Origin of the sequence: Pseudomonas sp. Pseusp3, assembly GCF_047304225.1 — a bacterium.
Taxonomy (GTDB): domain Bacteria; phylum Pseudomonadota; class Gammaproteobacteria; order Pseudomonadales; family Pseudomonadaceae; genus Aquipseudomonas; species Aquipseudomonas fluorescens_CD.
Map to the genome: position 1 here is coordinate 42,254 of NZ_JBGLYV010000035.1, position 20,999 is coordinate 63,252.

A 20,999-nucleotide genomic window follows, 5' to 3' on the forward strand; every position below is an offset into this window, starting at 1 on the left:
CTTCGCGGGCAAGCCCGCTCCCACACTGGATCTGCTGTGAACTCACTATTTGTGAACAGCAGAGATTAAATGTGGGAGCGGGCTTGCTCGCGAAGGGGTCGGGCCAGGCAACCCGTCAAGCCCTGAACTGCCCCAGGCTCGCCTTCAACTGCGCCGCCAGACCATCGAGCACCTTGCCGCTCGCCGTGGTCTCCACGACAGCCTGCGCCGCTTTCTCGGCCTGGGCGTGAATGGTCTGGACCCGCCCTCGCACGGCCTGCGCGCCCTGCGCCTGATGCGCCGCAGCCTGGGTAGCCAAACCGATCGCCGCGTGGACCTGCTCGACGGATGCCTGCACCGACTGCTGCAACCGGGCACTGTCGCGCAGCACCAGCAAACCTTCACTGGCCTGGCGCCCGGCCTGACCAATCGCTGCCACCGCCTCACGCGCACCTTGCTGCAACGCAACGATGTGCGCCTGAATATCGCCGGTGGAGCTCTGCGTCTTGCTCGCCAGCGCCCGCACCTCATCTGCCACCACCGCAAACCCGCGCCCGGTCTCGCCGGCACGCGCCGCTTCAATAGCCGCGTTCAGCGCCAGCAGGTTGGTCTGTTCAGCGATGCCGTGAATTACCGTCAACACCACTTCGATCTGCTCACTTTGCTGTGCCAGGCGCTCGATCACTTGCGCACCGGTGTTGACCTGACCCGCCAACTCCTCGATCAGGCTGCCGACTTTCGCCGAGGTCCGGGTGTTTTCGTCGGTAGCCTGACGAATGTCCACGACCTGCTTCAGCGCCGCCTGCATGGCGTGGCTTTCCGACTGCGCTTCATCAGCCATCTGCGACAAGGCACGCAAACTCTCCGCCACCTCGTCGCGCTGCATGCCTGCCGCCGCATCCGCACCGGCATTGCGCAAGGTCATGGCGCCAATTTCCACACCGGTACGCTGGGCCACATCGCCCGCCTCGCGCACGATCGGCTGCAACTTATCCACAAAGCGATTGACCGCCGAGGCCATGTCGCCGATCTCGTCCTTGCTGTTGATCTGCACACGCTTGGTCAGATCGCCCTCGCCCGCCGCCAGGTCATCCATGGCAACGATCAGCATTTTCAGGCGATTGACCACTCGGCGACCGAGCACCACCGCCAACAACAGCAAGACACCGAAACCCACCACCGCCAGACACACACCGATACGCCAGCGCAATGTCGCGGCCGCTTCCTGTACGGTGCCGGTGGTGTTGGCTTTCATTTCAGCCGCCGTGGACTGAGCCGACTGCAGACGCGAACGCATGGCCGCTGCGCTGTCGGCGGCCGCGCCCTTGAGGCTGTCGCCCACCAGTTGATCGCTGCTGGCGATCAAGGCCGCGAAGCGCTTGTCGAGGGCCGCGAGATCAGTCTCCACCGAAGCAGTCGAGACCCCCATCAGGACCTTGCCGATTTCCACGCCATTGGGGTTGATCGAAGCCTCGACGTAGAAGACCGAAGGGTCGTTTTTCGCCGCATCCAGCACCTTGTCGAGCGCCCGCTCGCCCTGGCCTTTTTCCAGCAGTGCCTTGTTGATCGGGTTTTCCCGGTTGAGGTAGCGCGTCAGGTGCTGGCCGGTGGCGTCGTCATACACAACGAACAGCACATTGGGGTTGCGCTGGGCCCGACGGGCGAACTCGGACAGTGTCGGAACGTCGTTGTCCCACATGGCGCGGGGCGCGACTGAGGCCAGAAGCTGCGCCATATCGCTGGCGGAGTCCTTCAGGTCCTTTTCCAGGGTCGAACGCAATTGCGCCTGCTCTTGCTCAAGACGTGAGGATAAACCGGCCGTGAGGCGCTGGCGTGTACTGGTAGAGAGGCTGTCCAGACTGGATGTGACTTCGCGCCCTGCCTGCTCGAGCTCAGCGGAGAGCTTTTGGCTGTCCGCGCCCAGGCGCATGCCAAGATCGGCTTCCAGCGCGGTCACCGTGCTCCGGGTCAGAGCAACAGCCACCAGCACCTGCACCAAAAGGGCGATACCCAGGGTAACGAACACGGGCCGCAACAAACGGCTTTGTAACAATGAGAGAACGGCCGACATCTGAAATCCCTCTGCTTTGGCGCCATTAAATTGATAGCACGTCGGAAGCAATGCTTTTTTAATGTTCACAGCAAAGGTCATGCCGTTCGACAGGCATAAACGACAAAGGCCCCGATTAAGGGGCCTTTGTGTTTTACATCAACGACTTATCAAGCAAACGGATGACGCAGAACGATGGTTTCGTTGCGGTCAGGACCCGTCGAAATAATGTCGATCGGCGCGCCGACCAACTCTTCGACGCGCTTGATGTAGTTGCGTGCAGCCTGCGGCAGCTCTTCCAGAGTCTTGGCGCCGAGGGTGGATTCTTTCCAGCCCGGCATCTCTTCGTACACTGGCTCCAGGCCGATGTAGCTGTCGGCATCGGTCGGTGCGTCGATCACTGCACCGTCAGCGTTCTTGTAGCCAACGCAGATGTTGATGGTTTCCAGGCCGTCCAGCACGTCGAGCTTGGTCAGGCACAGGCCCGAGATGCTGTTGACGTCGATGGCGCGACGCAGGATGACAGCATCGAACCAGCCGCAACGACGGGCACGGCCGGTGGTCGCACCGAACTCGTGGCCACGCTTGGCCAGGAATGCACCCACGTCGTCGAACAGCTCAGTCGGGAACGGACCCGAGCCAACACGGGTGGTGTAGGCCTTGGTGATGCCGAGGATGTAATCCAGGAACATCGGGCCAACACCCGAACCGGTAGCGATACCGCCAGCGGTGGTGTTGGAGCTGGTGACGTACGGGTAGGTACCGTGGTCGATGTCCAGCAGGGAGCCCTGGGCGCCTTCGAACATGATGTCTTTGCCGGCGCGACGCAGGTTGTGCAGCTCGGCAGTGACGTCCAGCATCATCGGCTTGAGCAGCTCGGCGTACTCCATGCACTCGTCCAGAGTCTTCTGGAAGTCGATGGCTGGCTCTTTGTAGTAATTGACCAGTACGAAGTTGTGGTAATCCAGCAACTCGCCCAGCTTGGCGGCGAAACGCTCGCGGTGGAACAGGTCGCCGATGCGCAGGCCGCGACGTGCAACCTTGTCTTCGTACGCCGGGCCGATGCCGCGACCGGTGGTGCCGATCTTCAGCTCGCCACGGGCCTTTTCACGGGCCTGGTCCAGCGCTACGTGGTAGGACAGGATCAGCGGGCAGGAAGGGCTGATACGCAGGCGCTCGCGCACCGGTACGCCTTTCTCTTCCAGCTTGACGATTTCACGCATCAGGGCGTCAGGTGCAACCACCACGCCGTTGCCGATCAGGCACTGTACGCCTTCGCGCAGCACTCCCGACGGAATCAGGTGCAAGACGGTCTTTTCACCGTCGATCACCAGGGTGTGGCCAGCGTTGTGGCCACCCTGGTAGCGCACTACGGCGGCAGCATGTTCGGTCAGCAGATCAACGATCTTGCCTTTGCCCTCATCACCCCATTGGGTGCCCAGGACTACGACATTCTTACCCATAACACTTGTCCTCATTCGCGCAAACTTGGTGCCGGCGGCAGCCGGCAGGAAAACTCAAGAAGCCAGTGGCGATACTTGCCAAAGCCCGTTCTGCTGAATCAATTGCCGGTCGCAGTCCGCTTCACGGGCGGCGGCCAAAGGTTGTCCAGGCAAGGCCTGAACGACACGCTGACCCTCACTGCGCAACTGGCAAACCTGCTGCCAGAGTGCTGCATCCGTACTGTCAGGCATCCAGATACCGCCAGACGGTAGCTCGATCTCAGCACGCCCCAGGGTCACCAGGGTTTTCAAATCGGTGGAAAAGCCGGTTGCCGGACGGGCGCGACCGAAGTCGGCGCCGATGTCGTCGTAACGACCGCCCTGGGCAATGGACTGGCCAACACCCGGCACGAACACGGCGAACACCACACCGGTGTGGTAGTGGTAACCGCGCAGCTCGCCCAGGTCGAAATACAGCGGCAGCTCAGGGAAACGTACGGACAATCGCTCGGCAATCGCCAGCAGGTCGTCCAGCGCCGCCGTCACCTGCGCCGGAGCCTTGGCCAGGCGTTCACGGGCAGCCACCAGCACCTCACGACCACCGCACAGATCGACCAGTGCGCGCAGCATGGCTGACAGATCGGCCGGCAAGCCCTCGGTCAAGGTAATGACCTCGTCGATGGCCTTGCGTTGCAACGCATCGAACAACTGCTGTTCAACTTCACCAGACAAACCGGCGGCGCGGGCCAGGCCGCGATAGATGCCGACATGGCCGAGGTCCATGTGCACATCCGGCACATCGGCCAGTTGCAGCATGGCCAGCATCAGGCTGATGACTTCGACGTCGCTGCTCGGGCTGCCGTCGCCGTACAGCTCGGCACCCAGTTGGATCGGGCTGCGCGAGGACGACAAGGCACGAGGCTGAGCATGCAGCACGCTACCTGCATAACACAGACGGCTCGGACCTTCGCGGCGCAGGGTGTGCGCATCGATGCGCGCCACTTGCGGCGTGATGTCGGCACGGAAACCCATTTGCCGGCCCGATTGCGGGTCGATGACCTTGAAGGTCCGCAGGTCCAGGTCCTGGCCCGCGCCAGTCAGCAGGGATTCCAGGTACTCGATATGGGGAGTCACGACAAACTCGTAACCCCAGCTCTGGAACAGATCCAACACCTGACGACGCGCGACTTCAATACGCGCCGCTTCCGGTGGCAGTACTTCTTCGATGCCATCTGGCAGAAGCCAGCGGTCTACCGTTGCCATTACGCCTTCCCCTATATCCGGGCGACCAGCCTGTCGGCGAGCCTTGAGTGAAGCAGAAAATGATCAGCTCATACACAATCCACGCGCATGAGCGACGGAGCGAAAAGCCCTTCTACCGGCTTCGCCAACCACTTTCCTCGAAAAACTGTCGAGCCAATCGGCCCGGCGTCCGCTTAAAAACAGCAATCAAACATGCAGACGCAAAAAAGCCGGGAATTTCCCGGCTGCCGCATCATACACACGTTTTCCCAAAGGATCACCCCGCCAGAGGTTTTAGCCGCCCGGCGGGAGGATTCAGGTCAACGCCGTATCAAGGCTTGGCTTTTTCCAGGTAGTGGAAGAAGTCGCTGCTTGGGTCGAGAACCATGACGTCGGATTTGTTCGCGAAGCTTTCACGGTAGGCGCGCAGGCTACGGTAGAACGCGTAGAACTCCTGATCCTGACCGTACGCCTTGGAGTAGATCGCAGCAGCCTGGGCATCGCCGTCACCGCGAACCTCTTCGGATTCACGATAGGCTTCAGCCAGCAGCACGCGGCGTTGACGATCGGCGTCGGCACGGATGCCTTCGGCCAGCTCGTTACCCTTGGCGCGGTGCTCGCGAGCTTCACGCTCACGCTCGGTGCTCATACGCTCGAACACGCTGCGGTTCACTTCTTTCGGCAGGTCGATGGTCTTGACCCGAACATCGACAACTTCGATGCCCAGCTCTTTTTCAGCCATCTTGTTCAACGAAGCAGTAATGTCCGCCATCAGCGCATCGCGCTCACCGGAGACCACTTCGTGCAACGTGCGCTTACCGAACTGGTCACGCAGGCCCGACTCCAGACGACGGGACAGACGCTCGTCGGCGATCTGCTTGAGGCCGGAAGTCGCGGTGTAGAAACGCTCTGCGTCCTTCACGCGCCACTTGGCGAAGGCATCGACCATCACGGCTTTCTTTTCCAGCGTCAGGAAGCGTTGCGTCGGTGCATCCAGCGTCATCAGGCGTGCGTCGAATTTGCGCACCTGGTTAACGTAAGGCACTTTCACGTGCAGGCCTGGCTGAACATCGGTCTGGACCACGCGACCGAACTGCAGCAACACCGCACGCTCGGTCTGAGCCACGATGTAGAAGCAGTTCCAGGCTGCGATCGCCACGACGACGCCGACAATAAGGGCGATCAGCGATTTATTGCTCATCAGCGACTCTCCCTGGTACGTGCCTGCTGCTGCAGATCTGCTGCCGCACGCGTATTCGCTTCATTGCTGGTGGCTGCCGCACTGCTGCTCATCGGAGTGCTGGTGCTGCGACCACTTTCGACCATCTTGTCCAGCGGCAGGTACAGCAGGTTGCTCTGGCCGTTCTTGTTGCCGGTCACGAGAACCTTGCTGGTGTTGCTGAAGACTTCCTGCATGGTGTCCAGGTACAGGCGCTGGCGGGTAACTTCAGGCGCCTTGCGGTACTCGGCGACCAGCTTGGTGAAGCGGTCGGCCTCACCCTTGGCGCGCGAGACGGTTTCGTCACGATAACCGTTGGCATCCTCGAGGATGCGCTGGGCCTGGCCACGAGCTTCCGGCACGACGCCGTTGGCATAGGTTTCGGCCTGGTTGCGCGAACGCTGCTCGTCTTCCCGGGCACGGATCACGTCATCGAAGGCTTCCTGAACTTCGCGCGGTGCCGCTGCGCTCTGTACGTTGACCTGGGTAACGGTGATACCGGTGCGATAGGTGTCCATGAAGCGTTGCAGGCGCTCCTTGATTTCGCTGGCCATCAATTCACGACCTTCGGTCAGTACCTGATCCATTGCGGTGGAACCCACCACATGGCGCAAGGCGCTGTCGGTCGCGTGCTGCAGGCTGATTTCCGGTTGGTCGACGCTCAGCACGAAGTCCTGCAGGTTGCTGATCCTGTACTGCACGGTCAGTGGCACTTCGACGATGTTCTCGTCTTCGGTCAGCATCTGGCCCTGCTTGGTGTAGGCACGCTCGCGCGTGACGTTTTCCATGTACTTCCTGTCGATCGGCGGGAAGTAGATATTCAGGCCCGGACCCACGGTTTCGTAGTACTTGCCGAAGCGCAGCACCACGGCTTGCTCCTGCTCGTCGACGACATAAACCGCGCTGTACAGCCAAACGGCGGCCAGCACGACCAGGCCGATGCCGAGCAGGCCGCCAAAGCCGCCACTCTTGCCCGGACCACCGCCGTCGTCGCCACCACGTTTCTTACCACCACCGAACAAACCGTTCAGGCTTTCCTGCAGCTTTCGGAAGGCCTCGTCGAGATCTGGTGGTCCCTTGCGGTCGCCGTTGTTACGACGCTTGCCACCCCAAGGATCCTGATTATTCGAGTTGCCACCCGGCTCATTCCAAGCCATAGCGCTCTCCATCTGATAAAGCAAAGACGCACCCACGGCGCGCCGACCAATGCTACAGAATGCCTGTCACCACGACACAACCGCTTTCTCAGGCTTTTATTGCAAAGTGTGTTGCTCGATGAATTCCATCGGTTGCAAACCTTCGCGGCTCACCAGCCGATTCAATTCGGCCCGCGGCAAACGAACGGCCAGTAAACTGATGCCTTCGTCATCGTGTTCTTCTTTCTGTACCGCACCAAGTTCGAAAAACTGCGCACGCAGTCGAGCAAATCGGTTCGGCAATCGCAAGGTGCCAACAAACAATTCATCGCCAAGCAACTCGGCCACGGCCTGCTTGAGCAGGTCCAGCCCTGTACCGTCTTTCGCCGAAAGCCAGACCCGCTGCGGCTTGCCATCGGCATCCCGCTGGATCTGCGGCTCCACGCCCTCGAGCAAATCGAGTTTGTTATAGACCTCCAGGATCGGCAAGTCTTGAGCCCCGATCTCTCCGAGCACCACCATGACCTGTTCAATCTGGGCCATACGCTCGGGTTCATGAGAGTCGATCACGTGCAGCAACAGGTCGGAGTTGCTCGACTCTTCGAGCGTAGCCCGAAAAGCTTCAACCAGTTTGTGCGGCAAGTGACGAATGAAGCCCACGGTGTCTGCCAGCACGATCGGCCCGAGGTCCTCGAGTTCGAGTCGGCGTAGCGTCGGGTCGAGGGTGGCGAAGAGCTGGTCAGCGGCGAAAACGTCGGAATCGGTCACCGAGTTGAACAGCGTCGATTTGCCGGCGTTGGTATAACCCACCAGCGAAACCGTCGGAATGTCCGCCCGCTTGCGGCCACGGCGCGATTGCTCGCGTTGGCTGCGGACCTTTTCCAGGCGCCCCTTGATCTGCCGCAGGCGAACCCGCAACAGGCGCCGGTCGGTTTCCAGCTGGGTTTCACCGGGACCGCGCAGGCCGATACCGCCTTTCTGCCGTTCAAGGTGAGTCCAGCCGCGAACCAGCCGCGTACTCATGTGCTCAAGCTGGGCCAGTTCGACCTGGAGCTTGCCTTCATGGGTGCGGGCGCGTTGGGCGAAAATATCGAGAATCAGACCCGTGCGGTCGATCACGCGACACTCGAAAACACGTTCGAGGTTACGTTCCTGACTGGGCGTGAGGATGTGATTGAAAATCACCAGATCTACCTGCTCGGCTTTGACCAGGTCGCGCAACTCCTCGACCTTGCCGCTGCCAATCAGGTATTTGGCGGTTGGCCGATTACGCGGCACGTTGAAAAACGCGACGGTCTCGGCGCCTGCCGACATTGCCAACTCCTGAAACTCCTGCGGATCTTCGCGCGCCTCAGGGTCCTGACCATCCAAGTGAACGAGAATGGCTCGCTCACCACCACCGTGGCGCTCAAAGAACAAAGGAGACTCCTATCAGGCGTTACCTGGCTCAGCGTCACCTGCTTCGGATTCGGTTGCGCTAGGCAGACGAATTGGACGAACCGGCACCACTGTAGAGATCGCGTGTTTGTAGACCATCTGGCTGACGGTGTTTTTCAGCAGGATAACGAACTGGTCGAAGGACTCGATCGTGCCTTGCAGTTTGATACCGTTGACCAGGTAGATGGACACCCCAACTTTCTCTTTACGCAAAGTATTCAAGTAAGGGTCTTGTAGCGAATGCCCTTTTGACATGTGCCGCACTCCTTTAAGGATTCAATATAAAAAAATAGGTAAACAGATGGCTTTGGCCGCCACACCCCCAAGGATAGACGGCAATTGCAAGGACTCAGCTCAATATGGAGATGGTCCCAAGGTATTTCAAGGCGCGCGGCAGATTGTCGCAATCCAGACTGTCCAGCCAATGCAGATCAGTCCAGCTGCGCAGCCAGGTGAACTGGCGTTTCGCCAATTGGCGCGTGGCAATGATTCCACGCTCCTGCATCTCGGCTGACGTCAGCTTGCCATCCAGGTAGTCCCAGACTTGGCGGTAGCCTACTGCACGTATAGACGGCAACCCGGCATGCAGGTCACTTCTCTTACGCAGGGCTACGACCTCGTCAATGAATCCCTGTTCCAACATTAAAGTGAATCTTTGTTTAATTCGCTCGTGCAGTACCTGGCGATTTGCCGGAGCAATGGCCAAGTTCGCAACAGTATAGGGCAATTGTTGCTGTCCCGAAGCGGCTGCTTCAGTACTTTGCACAGATTGTCGCAAACGCAGGGCAGTCATGCTTTGACCGCTGACACGATAAACTTCCAGTGCTCGACTCAACCGCTGGGGATCGTTCGGATGTATTCGCGCCGCAGACTCCGGATCAATCACCGCCAATTGTTCGTGCAAGGCTTGCCAGCCAAGGCGTGCAGCCTCTTCTTCGATTTGCGCACGGACGTCGGGATCGGCGGCCGGCATATCCGCCAGGCCCTCAACCAAAGCCTTGTAATAGAGCATTGTGCCGCCCACCAGCAACGGAATTTTTCCACGCGAGGTGATATCGGCCATGGCTTGCAGGGCGTCACGACGGAATTCCGCAGCCGAATAGCTCTCGGCCGGGTCGAGAATATCGATCAGACGATGCGGATATTGCGCCAACAGCTCTTTGGAAGGCTTGGCAGTGCCGATGTCCATGCCACGGTAGACCAGCGCCGAATCGACGCTGATCAACTCGCAGGGCAGGACTTTGGTGAGTTCGATGGCCAGGTCGGTCTTGCCGGCGGCAGTCGGCCCCATCAGGAAAATCGCAGGTGGGAACTGGTTCATCAACGACCGCGCAAGAACAGTTTGTCCAGATCGTCCAGGCCCAGCTGGGTCCAGGTCGGTCGGCCATGGTTGCATTGACCGCTGCGCTCGGTGTTTTCCATGTCACGCAGCAGACCGTTCATTTCCGGCAGGGCCAAACGCCGATTCGCCCGAACCGCACCGTGGCAGGCCATGGTCCCGAGCAATTCGTTCAGGTGTGCCTGGATGCGGTCGCTGGTGCCGAACTCCATCAGGTCGGCCAGGACGTCGGCGACCAGCCGGTTGGCTTCGGCCTGCTTGAGCAGCGCCGGAATCTGCCGGATCGCCAGGGTTTCCGGGCCCAGGCGCTGCAATTCAAAGCCAAGGCGCTGGAACCAGGCGACGTGCTCCTCGGCGCAATCGGCTTCACGCTGGCTGACGGCCAGGGACTCCGGCACCAGCAACGGCTGGCCGCTCAGGCCCTCGCTGGCCATCGCCACCTTCAAACGCTCATACATGATTCGTTCGTGGGCGGCGTGCATATCCACCAGCACCAGGCCTTGAGCGTTTTCCGAAAGAATGTAGATGCCCTTGAGTTGTGCCAGTGCATAACCCAGCGGCGGAATGTCGTCTTGCCCGGCCGGTAGCGCGACGGCATTGGCCTCGGGCAGCGGCGCAAAAAACTCGCGATAGGCGGCCTGCGCCTCGGCGACAGGCACACCGGACTGCGGACGCGGCGTGTATTGGTACTGATAACCGGCGCCAGAACCCGAACCTGCCGGCGTATTGAAGGACGGCTGAGCCTGAGGCTGCTCCAGCAGCGCATTGGCGGCCAGGCGCATTTCGCCCTGGGGTCCGAATTCACCGGCTTCAAGGCCGGTAGGCCGGACGATTGCAGTGGCAACCGGCGCCGCAAGATGATCGTCGGGCCGCACATCGCCCAAGGCGCGGTGCAAGGTGCCATAGAGGAAATCGTGGACCATGCGTCCTTCACGGAAGCGCACTTCGTGCTTGGTCGGGTGCACGTTGACGTCGACGCCAGTCGGATCGACTTCGAAAAACAGTACAAAGGTCGGGTGCCGACCGTTGAACAGCACGTCGCGATAGGCCTGGCGCACGGCGTGGGCCACCAGTTTGTCGCGTACGGCACGGCCATTGACGAAGAAATACTGCAAATCGGCCTGGCTGCGGTTGAAGGTCGGCAAGCCGACCCAGCCCCATAGATGCAGGCCGTTGCGCTCGATTTCGATCGGCAGTGCCTGCTCCAGGAAGCCCGGCCCGCAGATCGCCGCCACACGCCGGGCACGGGCCGCATCATCATGGGCCTCGTGCAGGCTGAGGATGGTCTTGCCGTTGTGGCGCAGATGGAACGCCACATCGAAGCGCGCCAGGGCCAGGCGCCTGATCACTTCCTGCAGGTGATCGAATTCGGTTTTTTCGCTCTTGAGAAACTTGCGCCGCGCCGGCGTGTTGAAGAACAGGTCGCGCACTTCAACCGACGTGCCCACCGGGTGGGCCGCTGGCTGCACGCGAGGCGCCATGTCACGCCCTTCGGTCTCGACCTGCCAGGCCTGGTCGGCGTCACGGGTTCGGGAGGTCAGGGTCAGGCGCGCGACGGAGCTGATCGATGCCAGGGCCTCACCACGAAACCCCAGGCTCATGACCTGTTCGAGGTCTTCCAGGTTACGGATCTTGCTGGTGGCGTGACGGGCCAGCGCCAGCGGCAGGTCATCGGCGGAAATGCCGCTGCCATCGTCGCGCACCCGCAGCAGCTTGACGCCGCCCTGCTCCACATCGACATCGATACGCCTGGCGCCGGAGTCGAGGCTGTTTTCCAGCAACTCCTTGATCACCGAAGCCGGACGTTCGACCACCTCACCCGCCGCAATCTGGTTCGCCAGTCGCGGGCTGAGCAGCTCGATTCGAGCGCCACCGTTCACAACCTGATTCATTCTTTGGCCGCCAATTCAGTGCCCGGAATAGTCAGGTGCTGACCGATCTTGAGCTCATCGCTCGACAGGTTGTTGGCGCTGCGCAGGGTCGCGGGCGACACCTGATAGCGCACGGCGATCATCGCCAGGGTCTCGCCCGGGTTGACGCGGTGGTCACGTGGACCTTGTACAATCTTGCCGGAGTCGCGCAGCCAGGCAATATAAGTGCCCGGTGGCGGGTTCTGCTGGAAGAACTGGCGCACGCCGCTGCTGATCGAACGCGCCAGCGCCTGCTGGTGGTTCGACGCGGCAAGCTTCGAGGCTTCGTTGGCGTTGGAGATGAACCCGGTTTCCACCAGGATCGACGGAATATCCGGCGACTTCAGTACCATGAACCCGGCCTGTTCGACCCGTTGCTTGTGCAGAGGCGTCACCCGGCCAATGTTGCTCAGGACCTTCTGGCCCACGTTCAGGCTGGACGTCAGGGATGCCGTCATCGACAGGTCAAGCAGCACGCCGGCGAGCATGCGGTCCTTGTCATCGAGGCTGACGTTGCCGGCACCACCGATCAGGTCGGAACGGTTTTCGCTGTCGGCCAGCCAGCGGGCCGTCTCCGAAGTGGCACCGCGGTCAGACAGGGCAAATACCGAGGCACCGAAAGCGGCGGCAGAAGGCGCGGCGTCGGCGTGGATCGAGACAAACAGGTCCGCGCCTTTCTTGCGGGCAATTTCGGTACGGCCGCGCAACGGAATGAAGTAGTCGCCGGTACGGGTCAGTTCGGCGCGGAAACCTTTCATGCCGTTGATCTGGCGCTGCAATTCGCGGGCGATCTGCAACACCACGTCTTTCTCGCGTTCACCGCGAGAGCCCGATGCCCCCGGGTCTTCGCCACCGTGTCCGGCGTCGATCACCACAATGATGTCGCGCTTGCCGGCCGGGGCGGGCGGTAGCTTGATTGCCGGCTCGGCAGGCGTGACCGGCACGGCGGGCACCGTGGCGACCGATGGCGTTGGTGCTGGAGAAGGCGCGGCATCTGCGGCGTTATCGAACAGATCGACTACCAACCGGTTGCCGTACTGGGCGTTCGGCGCCAGGGAGAAGCTTTTCGGTGTCACGGCCTTTTTCAGGTCGATGACCACCCGCAGGTCGGTCGGCGTGCGTTGAGCCGAGCGCATGGCGGTAATCGGGGTATTCGAGGTGTTGACGTTGAGTGGTGCACCGAGGGTCGCGCCATTGATGTCGATGACCAGGCGATCCGGAGCCGTCAGGGTAAAGACGCTGTGTTGCACCGGGCCGGTCAGGTCAAACACCAGTCGTGTGTTGTCCGGTGCCCGCCACAGACGAACACTGTTGACCTTCGAATCGGCCACAGCGTCGACGGTTACCGCCAAAAACAACACCCCTACGGCAGCCATCAACGCGCGAAAGCGCATACCTAACCCCATCATCTATTTGGATTCCAATGCCAAAGCGGCACACCAGGCCTCGCCACGCGAGCCCTGGGATAAAATTTTCAGCGAACGCCCGCTGTCTTGCGGGCTAATGGTAATGGTCAGGTCCGGCTTTGGCAAAAAGCCTGCACCTTTGGCGGGCCACTCGATCAGACACAGGGCATCGTCTTCGAAGTAGTCGCGAATACCGAGGAACTCCAGTTCTTCCGGATCGACCAGACGGTACAAATCGAAATGGAAGGCGCGAATGTCGCCGATTTCGTAGGGTTCGACCAAGGTGAAGGTCGGGCTTTTCACAGCCCCGACATGCCCCAGACCGCGGATGATGCCTCGGGACAACGTGGTTTTGCCCATCCCCAGGTTACCCTCGAGAAAAATCAGGCCATGGCCTTGGGTGATTCGGGCAATGCGTGCGCCAAAGTCGCTCATGGCCTGCTCATCGGCCAGGTACAGGGTTACTTCAGACACGGTGCTTGCTCCTCCAACAACTGACGAATGGCTGGAATCAGATCACTGGCCGCCAGCCCACGGCCAAATTTTCCTTGTTGTTCACCGGCATTGGCGTGCAGCCAGACCGCCAGGCAGGCCGCGTCGAATGGTTCCATGCCCTGGGCCAGCAACGCGCCGAGCAAACCGGCCAGTACATCGCCCAAACCGGCAGTGGCCATCGCCGGATGCCCCTGATGACACAGCCCCAGACGTCCGTCGGGATGGGCGATCAGGCTGCCGGCACCTTTCAGCACCACCACTGCCGAATATTTCTTGCTCAACGCCAGCGCTGCGGCCAGGCGATCAGCCTGCACTTCGGCAGTGCTGATCCCCAACAAACGTGCCGCTTCGCCCGGATGCGGAGTGATCACGCAATCCTTGGGCAAACGGACAAAACCGCCTGCCAGCAGGTTCAACGCGTCGGCATCCCACACTTGCGGCAATGGCGCGTTAGCGGCGACCGACAACAATGAACGCCCCCAACCGGCCTGCCCGAGGCCCGGACCGACCACCAGCACCGAGACTTTCTCCAGCAGCCCCATCAACTGATTGGCCGACGAAGTGCCCAGCGCCATGGCTTCCGGCACTCGACTCAACGCCGCTGACAGATGCTCGGGACGGGTTGCCAGCGAAACCATTCCAGCGCCGCTGCGCAATGCGCTTTCGGTGCTGAGCAGGATCGCTCCGCCAAGGCCATGATCGCCACCGATCAACAGCACATGCCCGAAACGCCCCTTGTGAGACGTCGGTGGGCGAGCCGCCGGCCGCGGAAGATTAACCGCGTTGAGACGTCGGGCGCGAACGGGAATATCACTGTATGTTTCGGCCGTGGCTTGCAGATCGTTGAACACCAGCTCGCCGACGTGATCCGCTGCATCGCCCGTGAACAGGCCTGCTTTCAGCCCGATGAAAGTCACTGTGAGATCGGCGCGCACTGCGACACCCAACTCTCGCCCGGTGTCGGCACACAGTCCGGAAGGAATATCGACCGCCGTCACCGGCAGGCCGCTGGCGTTGATCGCTTTAATGGCGGCAGAGCAAGGCTCGCGCACTTCGCCGCTCAGACCGGTGCCGAGCAAGGCGTCGAGGACAACACCACGCAACTCGCCCTGGCCGCTCCAGCCCTGCACCGCGACGCCTTCAGCCAGCGCCTCGGTATGGGCCAGCGCTGCATCGCCCTGCAAGCGCTGCGGATCACCGACCGCCAACACGCGCACCTGCCACCCGGCACGCCGTGCCAGCACGGCCACCAGATAACCGTCGCCAGCGTTGTTGCCATGCCCGGCGAGCACGGTCAATTCATTCGCCGACGGCCATTGCCGAACCAGCGCCCGCCACGTTGCGCGGGCTGCGCGCTGCATCAATTCGAAGCCCGGCGTGCCCGCGGCGATCAGCCGTGCGTCGAGCGCTCGCACCTGTGCTGCACCGTACAGCACGTCGGGTAATTCATCTTTAGTGTGCGGCATGCGTCTTCAGGCTCCGATGTCTGGCAGAATTATACGCACCTCAGCTCCGGTTTCTCTCGCCTCATGTCCGCCATCACCACAGACCTGCCTGCCCTCGCCCAATCCATCAAGGACTGGGGCCGCGAGCTGGGCTTTCAGCAAGTCGGCATCAGCGGCCTCGACCTGGGCGAGCATGAGCAACACCTGGAGCGCTGGCTCGCCGCCGGCTACCACGGCGAAATGGACTACATGGGCGCCCATGGCAGCAAACGCTCGCACCCGGAAGAACTGGTGCCCGGCACTTTGCGTGTGGTTTCGCTGCGCATGGACTACCTGGCGGGCGACACCCACATGGCGAAAATGCTCGCCCAGCCGGAAAAAGCCTACGTCTCGCGTTATGCCCTGGGTCGCGATTACCACAAGTTGATCCGTAAACGCGTGCAACAACTGGCGGAAAAGATTCAGGCGGTCATCGGGCCTTTCGGCTATCGCGCCTTCGTCGACAGTGCCCCGGTGCTGGAAAAAGCCATCGCCGAACAGGCCGGCCTGGGCTGGATCGGCAAAAACACTCTGGTCTTGAATCGCAAGGCAGGCAGTTATTTCTTCCTCGCCGAACTGTTCGTTGATTTGCCGCTGCCGGTAGACCCGCCCCATGCCACTGAACACTGCGGGCGGTGCAGCGCCTGCCTCGACATCTGCCCCACCAATGCCTTCGTCGGCCCCTATGTGCTGGATGCCCGGCGTTGCATTTCCTACCTGACCATCGAACTCAAAGGCGCGATCCCCGAAGACCTGCGGCCGCTGATCGGCAATCGGGTGTTCGGTTGCGATGACTGCCAGATCGTCTGCCCGTGGAACCGCTTCGCCCGTCCGTCCGGTGAAAGCGACTTCAAGCCGCGGCACAATCTGGACAACGCGCAGCTGGCCGACCTGTTCATGTGGGATGAGGAAAAATTCCTGAGCAGCACGGAAGGCTCGCCGCTGCGCCGGACCGGTTACGAAAACTGGTTGCGCAACCTGGCGGTAGGCCTGGGCAACGCGCCGTCTACGATTCCGGTGCTGGAAGCGCTGAAGGCGCGACGGGAACATCCTTCGCAACTGGTACGTGAACATGTCGAGTGGGCTCTGAAACGACACGGCCTTGTGTAGGAGCGAGCTAGCTCGCGATGGACGTCAACGATAACGCGGCAAGCCTGGTGGCCCGCGGAGTTCTCCGGTTCATCGCGAGCGAGCTCGCTCCTACAAGGGGCCGCGTCAGGCTTCGTCGTTATAGACGAACTTGGGCATTTCCCAGTGAAAACGGATGGCCAGCAAACGCAGCAGAAAACCACCGAACAGGGTGATCAGAATCGATTGCTCATTGGGTAATTGCAGATAGATGCAGAGCATGTAGCACCACGCCGCCGCAAACGAGACGCTGGCATAGAGCTCGCGCCGGAAGATCAGCGGAATATCGTTGCAGAAGATGTCCCGCAGGATGCCGCCGAAGACGCCGGTGATCACGCCGCTGACCGAAGCCACCAGCATGCCGTGGCCCATTTCCAGGGCGGTCATGCAGCCGATCAGGGTGAACGCCACCAGACCGACGGCGTCGAGCACCAGAAACAGTGAGCGCAGGTGGCGCATCCAGCGCGCCGTGAACACGGTGATCATCGCGGCGGCCGTGGTCAGCACCAGGTATTCCGGGTGTTTGACCCACGTCAGCGGGTAATGCCCGAGCAGCACATCGCGCACCGACCCGCCACCCAGCGCCGTGACGCAAGCGATCAGCACCACACCGAACCAGTCCATGCCACGACGCCCGGCAGACAGGGCACCGGTCATGGCTTCGGCGGTGATGGCGATCAGGTAGAGCATCAGCAGCATGGTGGCGGTCCTTGCAGAAAGGCGCGCAGTCTACTGACTTCGCTGGAGCACCAAAAGAGGGCAAGCCCCCTCGCCACGAAAGCGCTATAGCATCAGGCTTTGATGAAATGCTTGCGGTAGTGCTGCAATTCGGCGATGGATTCGCGGATGTCGTCCAGCGCCAGGTGGGTGCTGCCCTTCTTGAAGCTGTCACGCACGTCCGGTGCCCAGCGCGCGGCCAGCTCTTTGAGCGTGGATACGTCGAGGTTGCGGTAGTGGAAATAGCTTTCCAGAGATTTCATGTGCGTATAAAGGAAGCGACGATCCTGGCAGATGCTGTTGCCGCAGATCGGCGATTTGCCCTTCGGCACCCACTTCTCCAGGAAGGCGATGGTTTCGGCCTCGGCTTCGGCCATGCTGATGCGGCTGTCGCGAACCCGCTGGGTCAGCCCGGAACCGCCGTGCTGACGGGTGTTCCACTCGTCCATGCCGGCGAGGATTTCGTCGCTGTGGTGAATGGCGATCACCGGGCCTTCGGCCAGGGTGTTCAGGTCACTGTCGGTGACGATGGTGGCCATTTCGATAATGACGTCGGTATCAGGGTTCAGACCGGTCATTTCCAGGTCGATCCAGATAAGGTTCTGCGGATTTTGCATGTGTCGGCTCCTAGGCAATGCTGCGCAGTTTAGCCTAGGCCGGTAGCCGGGCGTGCTAAACTCGCGGCCGTTTTACCTAATCGCTGCATTCTTTATACGGAACACCCATGGCCAAACGCCAACTCAATCGCCGCCAAAACTGGCGCATCGAAAAGATTCAGGGCGAACGCGCTGCCCGCGCCGCCAAACGCGAGTCCTCGGCTGTCGAGGCACTTGAGGGCGGCGATCTGGGCCCGGAACAGCACGGTCTGGTGATCGCGCACTTCGGTGTGCAGGTCGAGGTCGAGGCCCGCGACGGCGAACTGGCCGGCCAGGTGTTCCGTTGCCACCTGCGCGCCAACCTGCCGGCGCTGGTGACCGGCGACCAGGTGGTGTGGCGTGCCGGCAACCAGGGCATCGGCGTGATCGTGGCACAACTGCCGCGCAACACCGAGCTGTGTCGCCCGGACAGCCGCGGCCAGCTCAAGCCGGTGGCGGCCAACGTCGACATGATCGTCATCGTGTTTGCACCGCTGCCCGAACCCCACGCCAACCTGATCGACCGCTATCTGGTGGCAGCCGAACATGCGGGCATCAAGCCGCTGTTGCTGCTGAACAAGTTCGACCTGATCGACGAAAACAACGCCCCGGCACTCAATGCCTTGCTCGCGGTGTACCGCACCCTCGGCTATCCGGTACTGGAAGTGTCGGCGCACCACGGCAATGGCATGGAGCAATTGCAGGCGCAACTGGACGGGCGCATCAGCGTGTTCGTCGGCCAGTCCGGTGTCGGCAAGTCGTCGTTGGTCAACAGCCTGCTGCCGGATGTCGAAACCCGCGTCGGCCCGCTGTCCGAGCTGTCCGGCCAGGGCACTCACACCACCACCACCGCGCGGTTGTTCCACTTCCCCGGCGGCGGTGAGTTGATCGACTCCCCGGGTATCCGCGAATTCGGCCTGGGCCACGTCAGCCGTGCCGACGTCGAAGCCGGCTTCATTGAATTCAACGACCTGCTCGGCACCTGCCGCTTCCGTGACTGCAAGCATGACCGCGAACCCGGTTGCGCCCTGCTCAAGGCCCTTGAAGACGGTCGCGTGCAGCAGCAACGGATGAACAGCTACCGCTCGATCATCGCCAGCCTGCCGGAAAACGGCTACTAAACGGACGCTCCGACCGCCCTGCCTTCAGCGGGGCGGCCGGTTGCCGGATCCTCCCCCCACTTAAACATCAGACCTTTCTGTAAGGCGCCAACACGCGCACTTGTAGGACATTTCTCTTTTCGCACCAGTCCCTTGTGGCCGCCCTGCAATCGCCTAAGTTCAAACCCTCTTCGCACTCCTGCGACACCGAGGGACACCCATGCAAACCTACCATCTGTTCATCAGCCACTCGTGGAACTACTCCGACGCCCACGACAATCTCGTGCGCCTGCTCAACGCCAAGCCGGGCTTCACGTACAAGAATTTTTCGGTGCCACCGGACAACCCGATTGTCGGCGCGAAAACCGACAAGCAACTTGAGGAAGCCATAGAAAACAAGATCCGCCCGTGTTCGGCGGTGCTGATCATGGCCGGGATGTATTCCACCTACAGCAAGTGGATCAACAAGGAAATCGAGATTGCCAAGCGCATGGGCAAGGTGATCATTGCGATCAAACCGTTCGGCGCCGAACGCATTTCCACGGTAGTACGTGACGCCGCACACGCCGAATGCGCGTGGAACACCAACAGCATCGTCAACGCGATTCGCCAGCATACGGCGGTGTAACCATGCGCAAGGGACTGTTTATCGGCATCAACGACTACACCCACGTTTCGCGACTGAGCGGTTGCAGCAATGACGCCATGGCCATCGCCTCCGTGCTGAAGACCGACGCCAACGGCGATCCGAACTTCAAGAACATCGTACTGACCTCCGCCGAGGACTACCTGAGCCGGGAAAAACTCGAAGACCAGATCCGCGAGCTGTTTTCCGGGGACTGCAATGTCGCGCTGCTGTATTTCGCCGGCCACGGCAGCTTCGACCTCGACACTGACGAAGGCATGTTGATCCCGCAGGATTACAGGAGCGCCAAGGACGGGATTCGCCTCAGTGACATTCTCAACTGGGCGAGCAAAGCCACGAAGATCAAAAACAAAGTGATCATTCTCGATTGTTGCCAGAGCGGCTCGGCCGGCGAGCTGCGCGCCTTGCGCAGTGAGGGCAGCGTCGTCGGCGAAGGCATGACCATTCTGACCGCCTGCAAAAAGGAAGAGCCGGCAATGGAGGGCGCACAGCACGGCGTATTCACCGGTTTGTTGCTCCAGGCCCTGCACGGGGGAGCAGCGAACATCCTGGGCAAGATCACGCCCGGCAGCCTCTATTCGTTTGTCGACAACGCCCTCGACGCCTGGGAACAGCGCCCGGTGTTCAAGACCAACGTATCGCAGTTCATTTCCCTGCGCGAAGTGTCGCCGCTGATCCCCAAGGACATCCTGCGCAAACTCCCCGAATGGTTTGCCGAAGCGGAGTCGGTGTACCCCCTCGCCCCCAGCTTTGAGCCCACCGAGCCTGAATTCGACCCGGAACAGGGCGAGGTCTTCGCCCAACTGCAAAAGTGCAACCGCCACAGCCTCATCGAACCGGTGGACGCCGAGCATATGTACTACGCCGCCATCCTCTCCACCGGCTGCCGCCTCACCGCCCTCGGCGCCTATTACCGCGAGCTCGCGATCAAGGGACATTTCTGATGCCGGTTTTTATCAGCTACCGCCACATGGATCGCGCCCACGCGGTCAAAATCAACACACGCCTGATGCAGGCCAATATCAAGACCTACCTCGACGTACTGGACGCCGAATCCCAGACCACCGACGACATCACCGGGGTGATTACGCGCAACATCAGTGAATGCACGCACCTGCTGGCAGTGGTGTCGGAGAAAACCGCGCGGTCGTGGTGGGTGCCGTTCGAAATCGGCGAAGCGACCATCACCAACCGGCGCATCTGCTCGTTCAAGACCGGCCCGACAGAGCTGCCGCTATATCTGGACAAGTGGCCGAAGCTGACCAGCGACCGGGACATCGAATTCTTCATTGATGCCTATCGCAACGAAACAACACTCAAGCGTTCGATGTCGCTGGATTCCGTGACCGGCAGCGAGTCGGTGCGCAGCGTCAACAGGAGTAACGCCGAACGATTCCACACTGATTTGAAGTCCAGAATTACTCGCGGTTTCTGACGTCACTTCGCTCCCGGATCCATCCTCTTGACCGGTCGGGGGTTCTCTCGCCCAACAACTTCAGGAGCCACGTCCATACAAAATCAGGCCGTCGGTAGGCCGCCTCGCTTTGGCTGTTGCTGTTGCTTTGGCTTTTGATCTTCTTGCCCCCTCGAGAGGCCGAGCGCAGGTTCTGCGCAGTGGGCAACCCGGCATGGAT

The 20,999-nt window shown here is 61.2% G+C and carries 19 protein-coding genes; 5 read left to right on the forward strand and 14 right to left on the reverse strand.

Annotation, left to right across the window (positions count from 1 at the left end):
* Positions 1-115 precede the first annotated feature (115 nt).
* The 12 genes from ACCD00_RS14295 to ACCD00_RS14350 all read right to left on the reverse strand — a co-directional run bounded on the left by ACCD00_RS14295 (position 116) and on the right by ACCD00_RS14350 (position 15,121).
* Positions 116-2,050 carry a methyl-accepting chemotaxis protein gene (locus ACCD00_RS14295; RefSeq protein ID WP_413425408.1) on the reverse strand — a complete coding sequence of 645 codons (1,935 nt, stop codon included), beginning with the start codon at positions 2,048-2,050 and terminating at the stop codon, positions 116-118.
* 149 nt (positions 2,051-2,199) lie between these two features.
* Complete coding sequence (locus tag ACCD00_RS14300) at positions 2,200-3,492, reverse strand: adenylosuccinate synthase (protein ID WP_008016891.1); 1,293 nt, start codon at positions 3,490-3,492, stop codon at positions 2,200-2,202.
* A 54-nt stretch (positions 3,493-3,546) separates the two neighbouring features.
* Complete coding sequence (locus ACCD00_RS14305; protein WP_413425410.1) at positions 3,547-4,734, reverse strand: ATP phosphoribosyltransferase regulatory subunit; 1,188 nt, start codon at positions 4,732-4,734, stop codon at positions 3,547-3,549.
* Positions 4,735-5,044: 310 nt separating this feature from the next.
* Positions 5,045-5,914 carry a protease modulator HflC gene (hflC, locus tag ACCD00_RS14310; RefSeq protein WP_413425412.1) on the reverse strand — a complete coding sequence of 290 codons (870 nt, stop codon included), beginning with the start codon at positions 5,912-5,914 and terminating at the stop codon, positions 5,045-5,047.
* Entirely contained in the window at positions 5,914-7,089 is a 1,176-nt protein-coding gene (gene hflK / locus ACCD00_RS14315) for an FtsH protease activity modulator HflK (protein WP_413425414.1), read from the reverse strand. Before hflK ends, hflC begins: the two co-directional genes overlap by 1 nt.
* Positions 7,090-7,185: 96 nt before the next feature.
* Complete coding sequence (gene hflX, locus ACCD00_RS14320) at positions 7,186-8,487, reverse strand: ribosome rescue GTPase HflX (protein ID WP_413425416.1); 1,302 nt, start codon at positions 8,485-8,487, stop codon at positions 7,186-7,188.
* Between the two features lie 12 nt (positions 8,488-8,499).
* Positions 8,500-8,760 carry an RNA chaperone Hfq gene (gene hfq / locus ACCD00_RS14325; RefSeq protein ID WP_007902656.1) on the reverse strand — a complete coding sequence of 87 codons (261 nt, stop codon included), beginning with the start codon at positions 8,758-8,760 and terminating at the stop codon, positions 8,500-8,502.
* 94 nt (positions 8,761-8,854) lie between these two features.
* Positions 8,855-9,826, reverse strand: coding sequence for a tRNA (adenosine(37)-N6)-dimethylallyltransferase MiaA (gene miaA, locus ACCD00_RS14330; protein WP_413425418.1), 972 nt, complete (start codon positions 9,824-9,826; stop codon positions 8,855-8,857).
* Positions 9,826-11,736: a DNA mismatch repair endonuclease MutL gene (mutL, locus tag ACCD00_RS14335; RefSeq protein WP_413425420.1), complete on the reverse strand. Its 1,911-nt coding sequence runs from the start codon at positions 11,734-11,736 to the stop codon at positions 9,826-9,828. The genes miaA and mutL overlap by 1 nt, the downstream gene beginning before the upstream one ends.
* Positions 11,733-13,163 (reverse strand): N-acetylmuramoyl-L-alanine amidase, encoded by a 1,431-nt coding sequence (locus ACCD00_RS14340; protein ID WP_413425422.1) that lies wholly within the window; start codon positions 13,161-13,163, stop codon positions 11,733-11,735. Before ACCD00_RS14340 ends, mutL begins: the two co-directional genes overlap by 4 nt.
* A complete protein-coding gene (gene tsaE / locus ACCD00_RS14345) occupies positions 13,164-13,634 on the reverse strand; it encodes a tRNA (adenosine(37)-N6)-threonylcarbamoyltransferase complex ATPase subunit type 1 TsaE (protein ID WP_413425424.1) in 471 nt (156 codons plus the stop codon).
* On the reverse strand, positions 13,622-15,121 hold the full coding sequence (locus tag ACCD00_RS14350; RefSeq protein WP_413425426.1) for an NAD(P)H-hydrate dehydratase: 1,500 nt from the start codon (positions 15,119-15,121) through the stop codon (positions 13,622-13,624). Before ACCD00_RS14350 ends, tsaE begins: the two co-directional genes overlap by 13 nt.
* 63 nt (positions 15,122-15,184) lie before the next feature.
* Between ACCD00_RS14350 and queG the strand changes: the two genes are divergently transcribed.
* Positions 15,185-16,249 carry a tRNA epoxyqueuosine(34) reductase QueG gene (gene queG, locus ACCD00_RS14355; protein ID WP_413425428.1) on the forward strand — a complete coding sequence of 355 codons (1,065 nt, stop codon included), beginning with the start codon at positions 15,185-15,187 and terminating at the stop codon, positions 16,247-16,249.
* Between the two features lie 105 nt (positions 16,250-16,354).
* Here queG and ACCD00_RS14360 read toward each other — a convergent pair whose 3' ends face one another.
* Positions 16,355-16,966, reverse strand: coding sequence for a trimeric intracellular cation channel family protein (locus tag ACCD00_RS14360; protein ID WP_413425430.1), 612 nt, complete (start codon positions 16,964-16,966; stop codon positions 16,355-16,357).
* A gap of 92 nt (positions 16,967-17,058) precedes the next feature.
* A complete protein-coding gene (gene orn / locus ACCD00_RS14365; RefSeq protein ID WP_007983969.1) occupies positions 17,059-17,601 on the reverse strand; it encodes an oligoribonuclease in 543 nt (180 codons plus the stop codon).
* 107 nt (positions 17,602-17,708) lie between these two features.
* On the opposite strand from orn, the gene rsgA reads away from it, so the two are divergent.
* The 4 genes from rsgA (at position 17,709) to ACCD00_RS14385 (ending at position 20,800) form a co-directional block, all read left to right on the forward strand.
* Positions 17,709-18,740: a small ribosomal subunit biogenesis GTPase RsgA gene (gene rsgA, locus ACCD00_RS14370; protein ID WP_015093224.1), complete on the forward strand. Its 1,032-nt coding sequence runs from the start codon at positions 17,709-17,711 to the stop codon at positions 18,738-18,740.
* A gap of 199 nt (positions 18,741-18,939) precedes the next feature.
* Positions 18,940-19,347, forward strand: coding sequence for a TIR domain-containing protein (locus tag ACCD00_RS14375; RefSeq protein WP_413425433.1), 408 nt, complete (start codon positions 18,940-18,942; stop codon positions 19,345-19,347).
* A 2-nt stretch (positions 19,348-19,349) separates the two neighbouring features.
* Complete coding sequence (locus tag ACCD00_RS14380; protein ID WP_413425435.1) at positions 19,350-20,309, forward strand: caspase family protein; 960 nt, start codon at positions 19,350-19,352, stop codon at positions 20,307-20,309.
* The gene (locus ACCD00_RS14385) at positions 20,309-20,800 is read left to right on the forward strand and encodes a toll/interleukin-1 receptor domain-containing protein (protein ID WP_413425437.1); all 492 of its coding nucleotides are present in this window, start codon (positions 20,309-20,311) and stop codon (positions 20,798-20,800) included. Before ACCD00_RS14380 ends, ACCD00_RS14385 begins: the two co-directional genes overlap by 1 nt.
* Positions 20,801-20,999: the final 199 nt, after the last annotated feature.

What these genes read in the sequence shown, in the direction of transcription:
- hflK (WP_413425414.1), bottom strand. Translation starts at nt 7,089, where the DNA reads ATGGCTTGGAATGAGCCGGGTGGCAACTCGAATAATCAGGATCCTTGG.
- ACCD00_RS14385 (WP_413425437.1), top strand. Translation starts at nt 20,309, where the DNA reads ATGCCGGTTTTTATCAGCTACCGCCACATGGATCGCGCCCACGCGGTC.
- rsgA (WP_015093224.1), top strand. Translation starts at nt 17,709, where the DNA reads ATGGCCAAACGCCAACTCAATCGCCGCCAAAACTGGCGCATCGAAAAG.
- ACCD00_RS14295 (WP_413425408.1), bottom strand. Translation starts at nt 2,050, where the DNA reads ATGTCGGCCGTTCTCTCATTGTTACAAAGCCGTTTGTTGCGGCCCGTG.
- ACCD00_RS14350 (WP_413425426.1), bottom strand. Translation starts at nt 15,121, where the DNA reads ATGCCGCACACTAAAGATGAATTACCCGACGTGCTGTACGGTGCAGCA.
- ACCD00_RS14360 (WP_413425430.1), bottom strand. Translation starts at nt 16,966, where the DNA reads ATGCTGCTGATGCTCTACCTGATCGCCATCACCGCCGAAGCCATGACC.
- ACCD00_RS14375 (WP_413425433.1), top strand. Translation starts at nt 18,940, where the DNA reads ATGCAAACCTACCATCTGTTCATCAGCCACTCGTGGAACTACTCCGAC.
- queG (WP_413425428.1), top strand. Translation starts at nt 15,185, where the DNA reads ATGTCCGCCATCACCACAGACCTGCCTGCCCTCGCCCAATCCATCAAG.
- hflC (WP_413425412.1), bottom strand. Translation starts at nt 5,914, where the DNA reads ATGAGCAATAAATCGCTGATCGCCCTTATTGTCGGCGTCGTCGTGGCG.
- ACCD00_RS14380 (WP_413425435.1), top strand. Translation starts at nt 19,350, where the DNA reads ATGCGCAAGGGACTGTTTATCGGCATCAACGACTACACCCACGTTTCG.
- ACCD00_RS14340 (WP_413425422.1), bottom strand. Translation starts at nt 13,163, where the DNA reads ATGATGGGGTTAGGTATGCGCTTTCGCGCGTTGATGGCTGCCGTAGGG.
- miaA (WP_413425418.1), bottom strand. Translation starts at nt 9,826, where the DNA reads ATGAACCAGTTCCCACCTGCGATTTTCCTGATGGGGCCGACTGCCGCC.
- mutL (WP_413425420.1), bottom strand. Translation starts at nt 11,736, where the DNA reads ATGAATCAGGTTGTGAACGGTGGCGCTCGAATCGAGCTGCTCAGCCCG.
- ACCD00_RS14305 (WP_413425410.1), bottom strand. Translation starts at nt 4,734, where the DNA reads ATGGCAACGGTAGACCGCTGGCTTCTGCCAGATGGCATCGAAGAAGTA.
- ACCD00_RS14300 (WP_008016891.1), bottom strand. Translation starts at nt 3,492, where the DNA reads ATGGGTAAGAATGTCGTAGTCCTGGGCACCCAATGGGGTGATGAGGGC.
- orn (WP_007983969.1), bottom strand. Translation starts at nt 17,601, where the DNA reads ATGCAAAATCCGCAGAACCTTATCTGGATCGACCTGGAAATGACCGGT.
- hfq (WP_007902656.1), bottom strand. Translation starts at nt 8,760, where the DNA reads ATGTCAAAAGGGCATTCGCTACAAGACCCTTACTTGAATACTTTGCGT.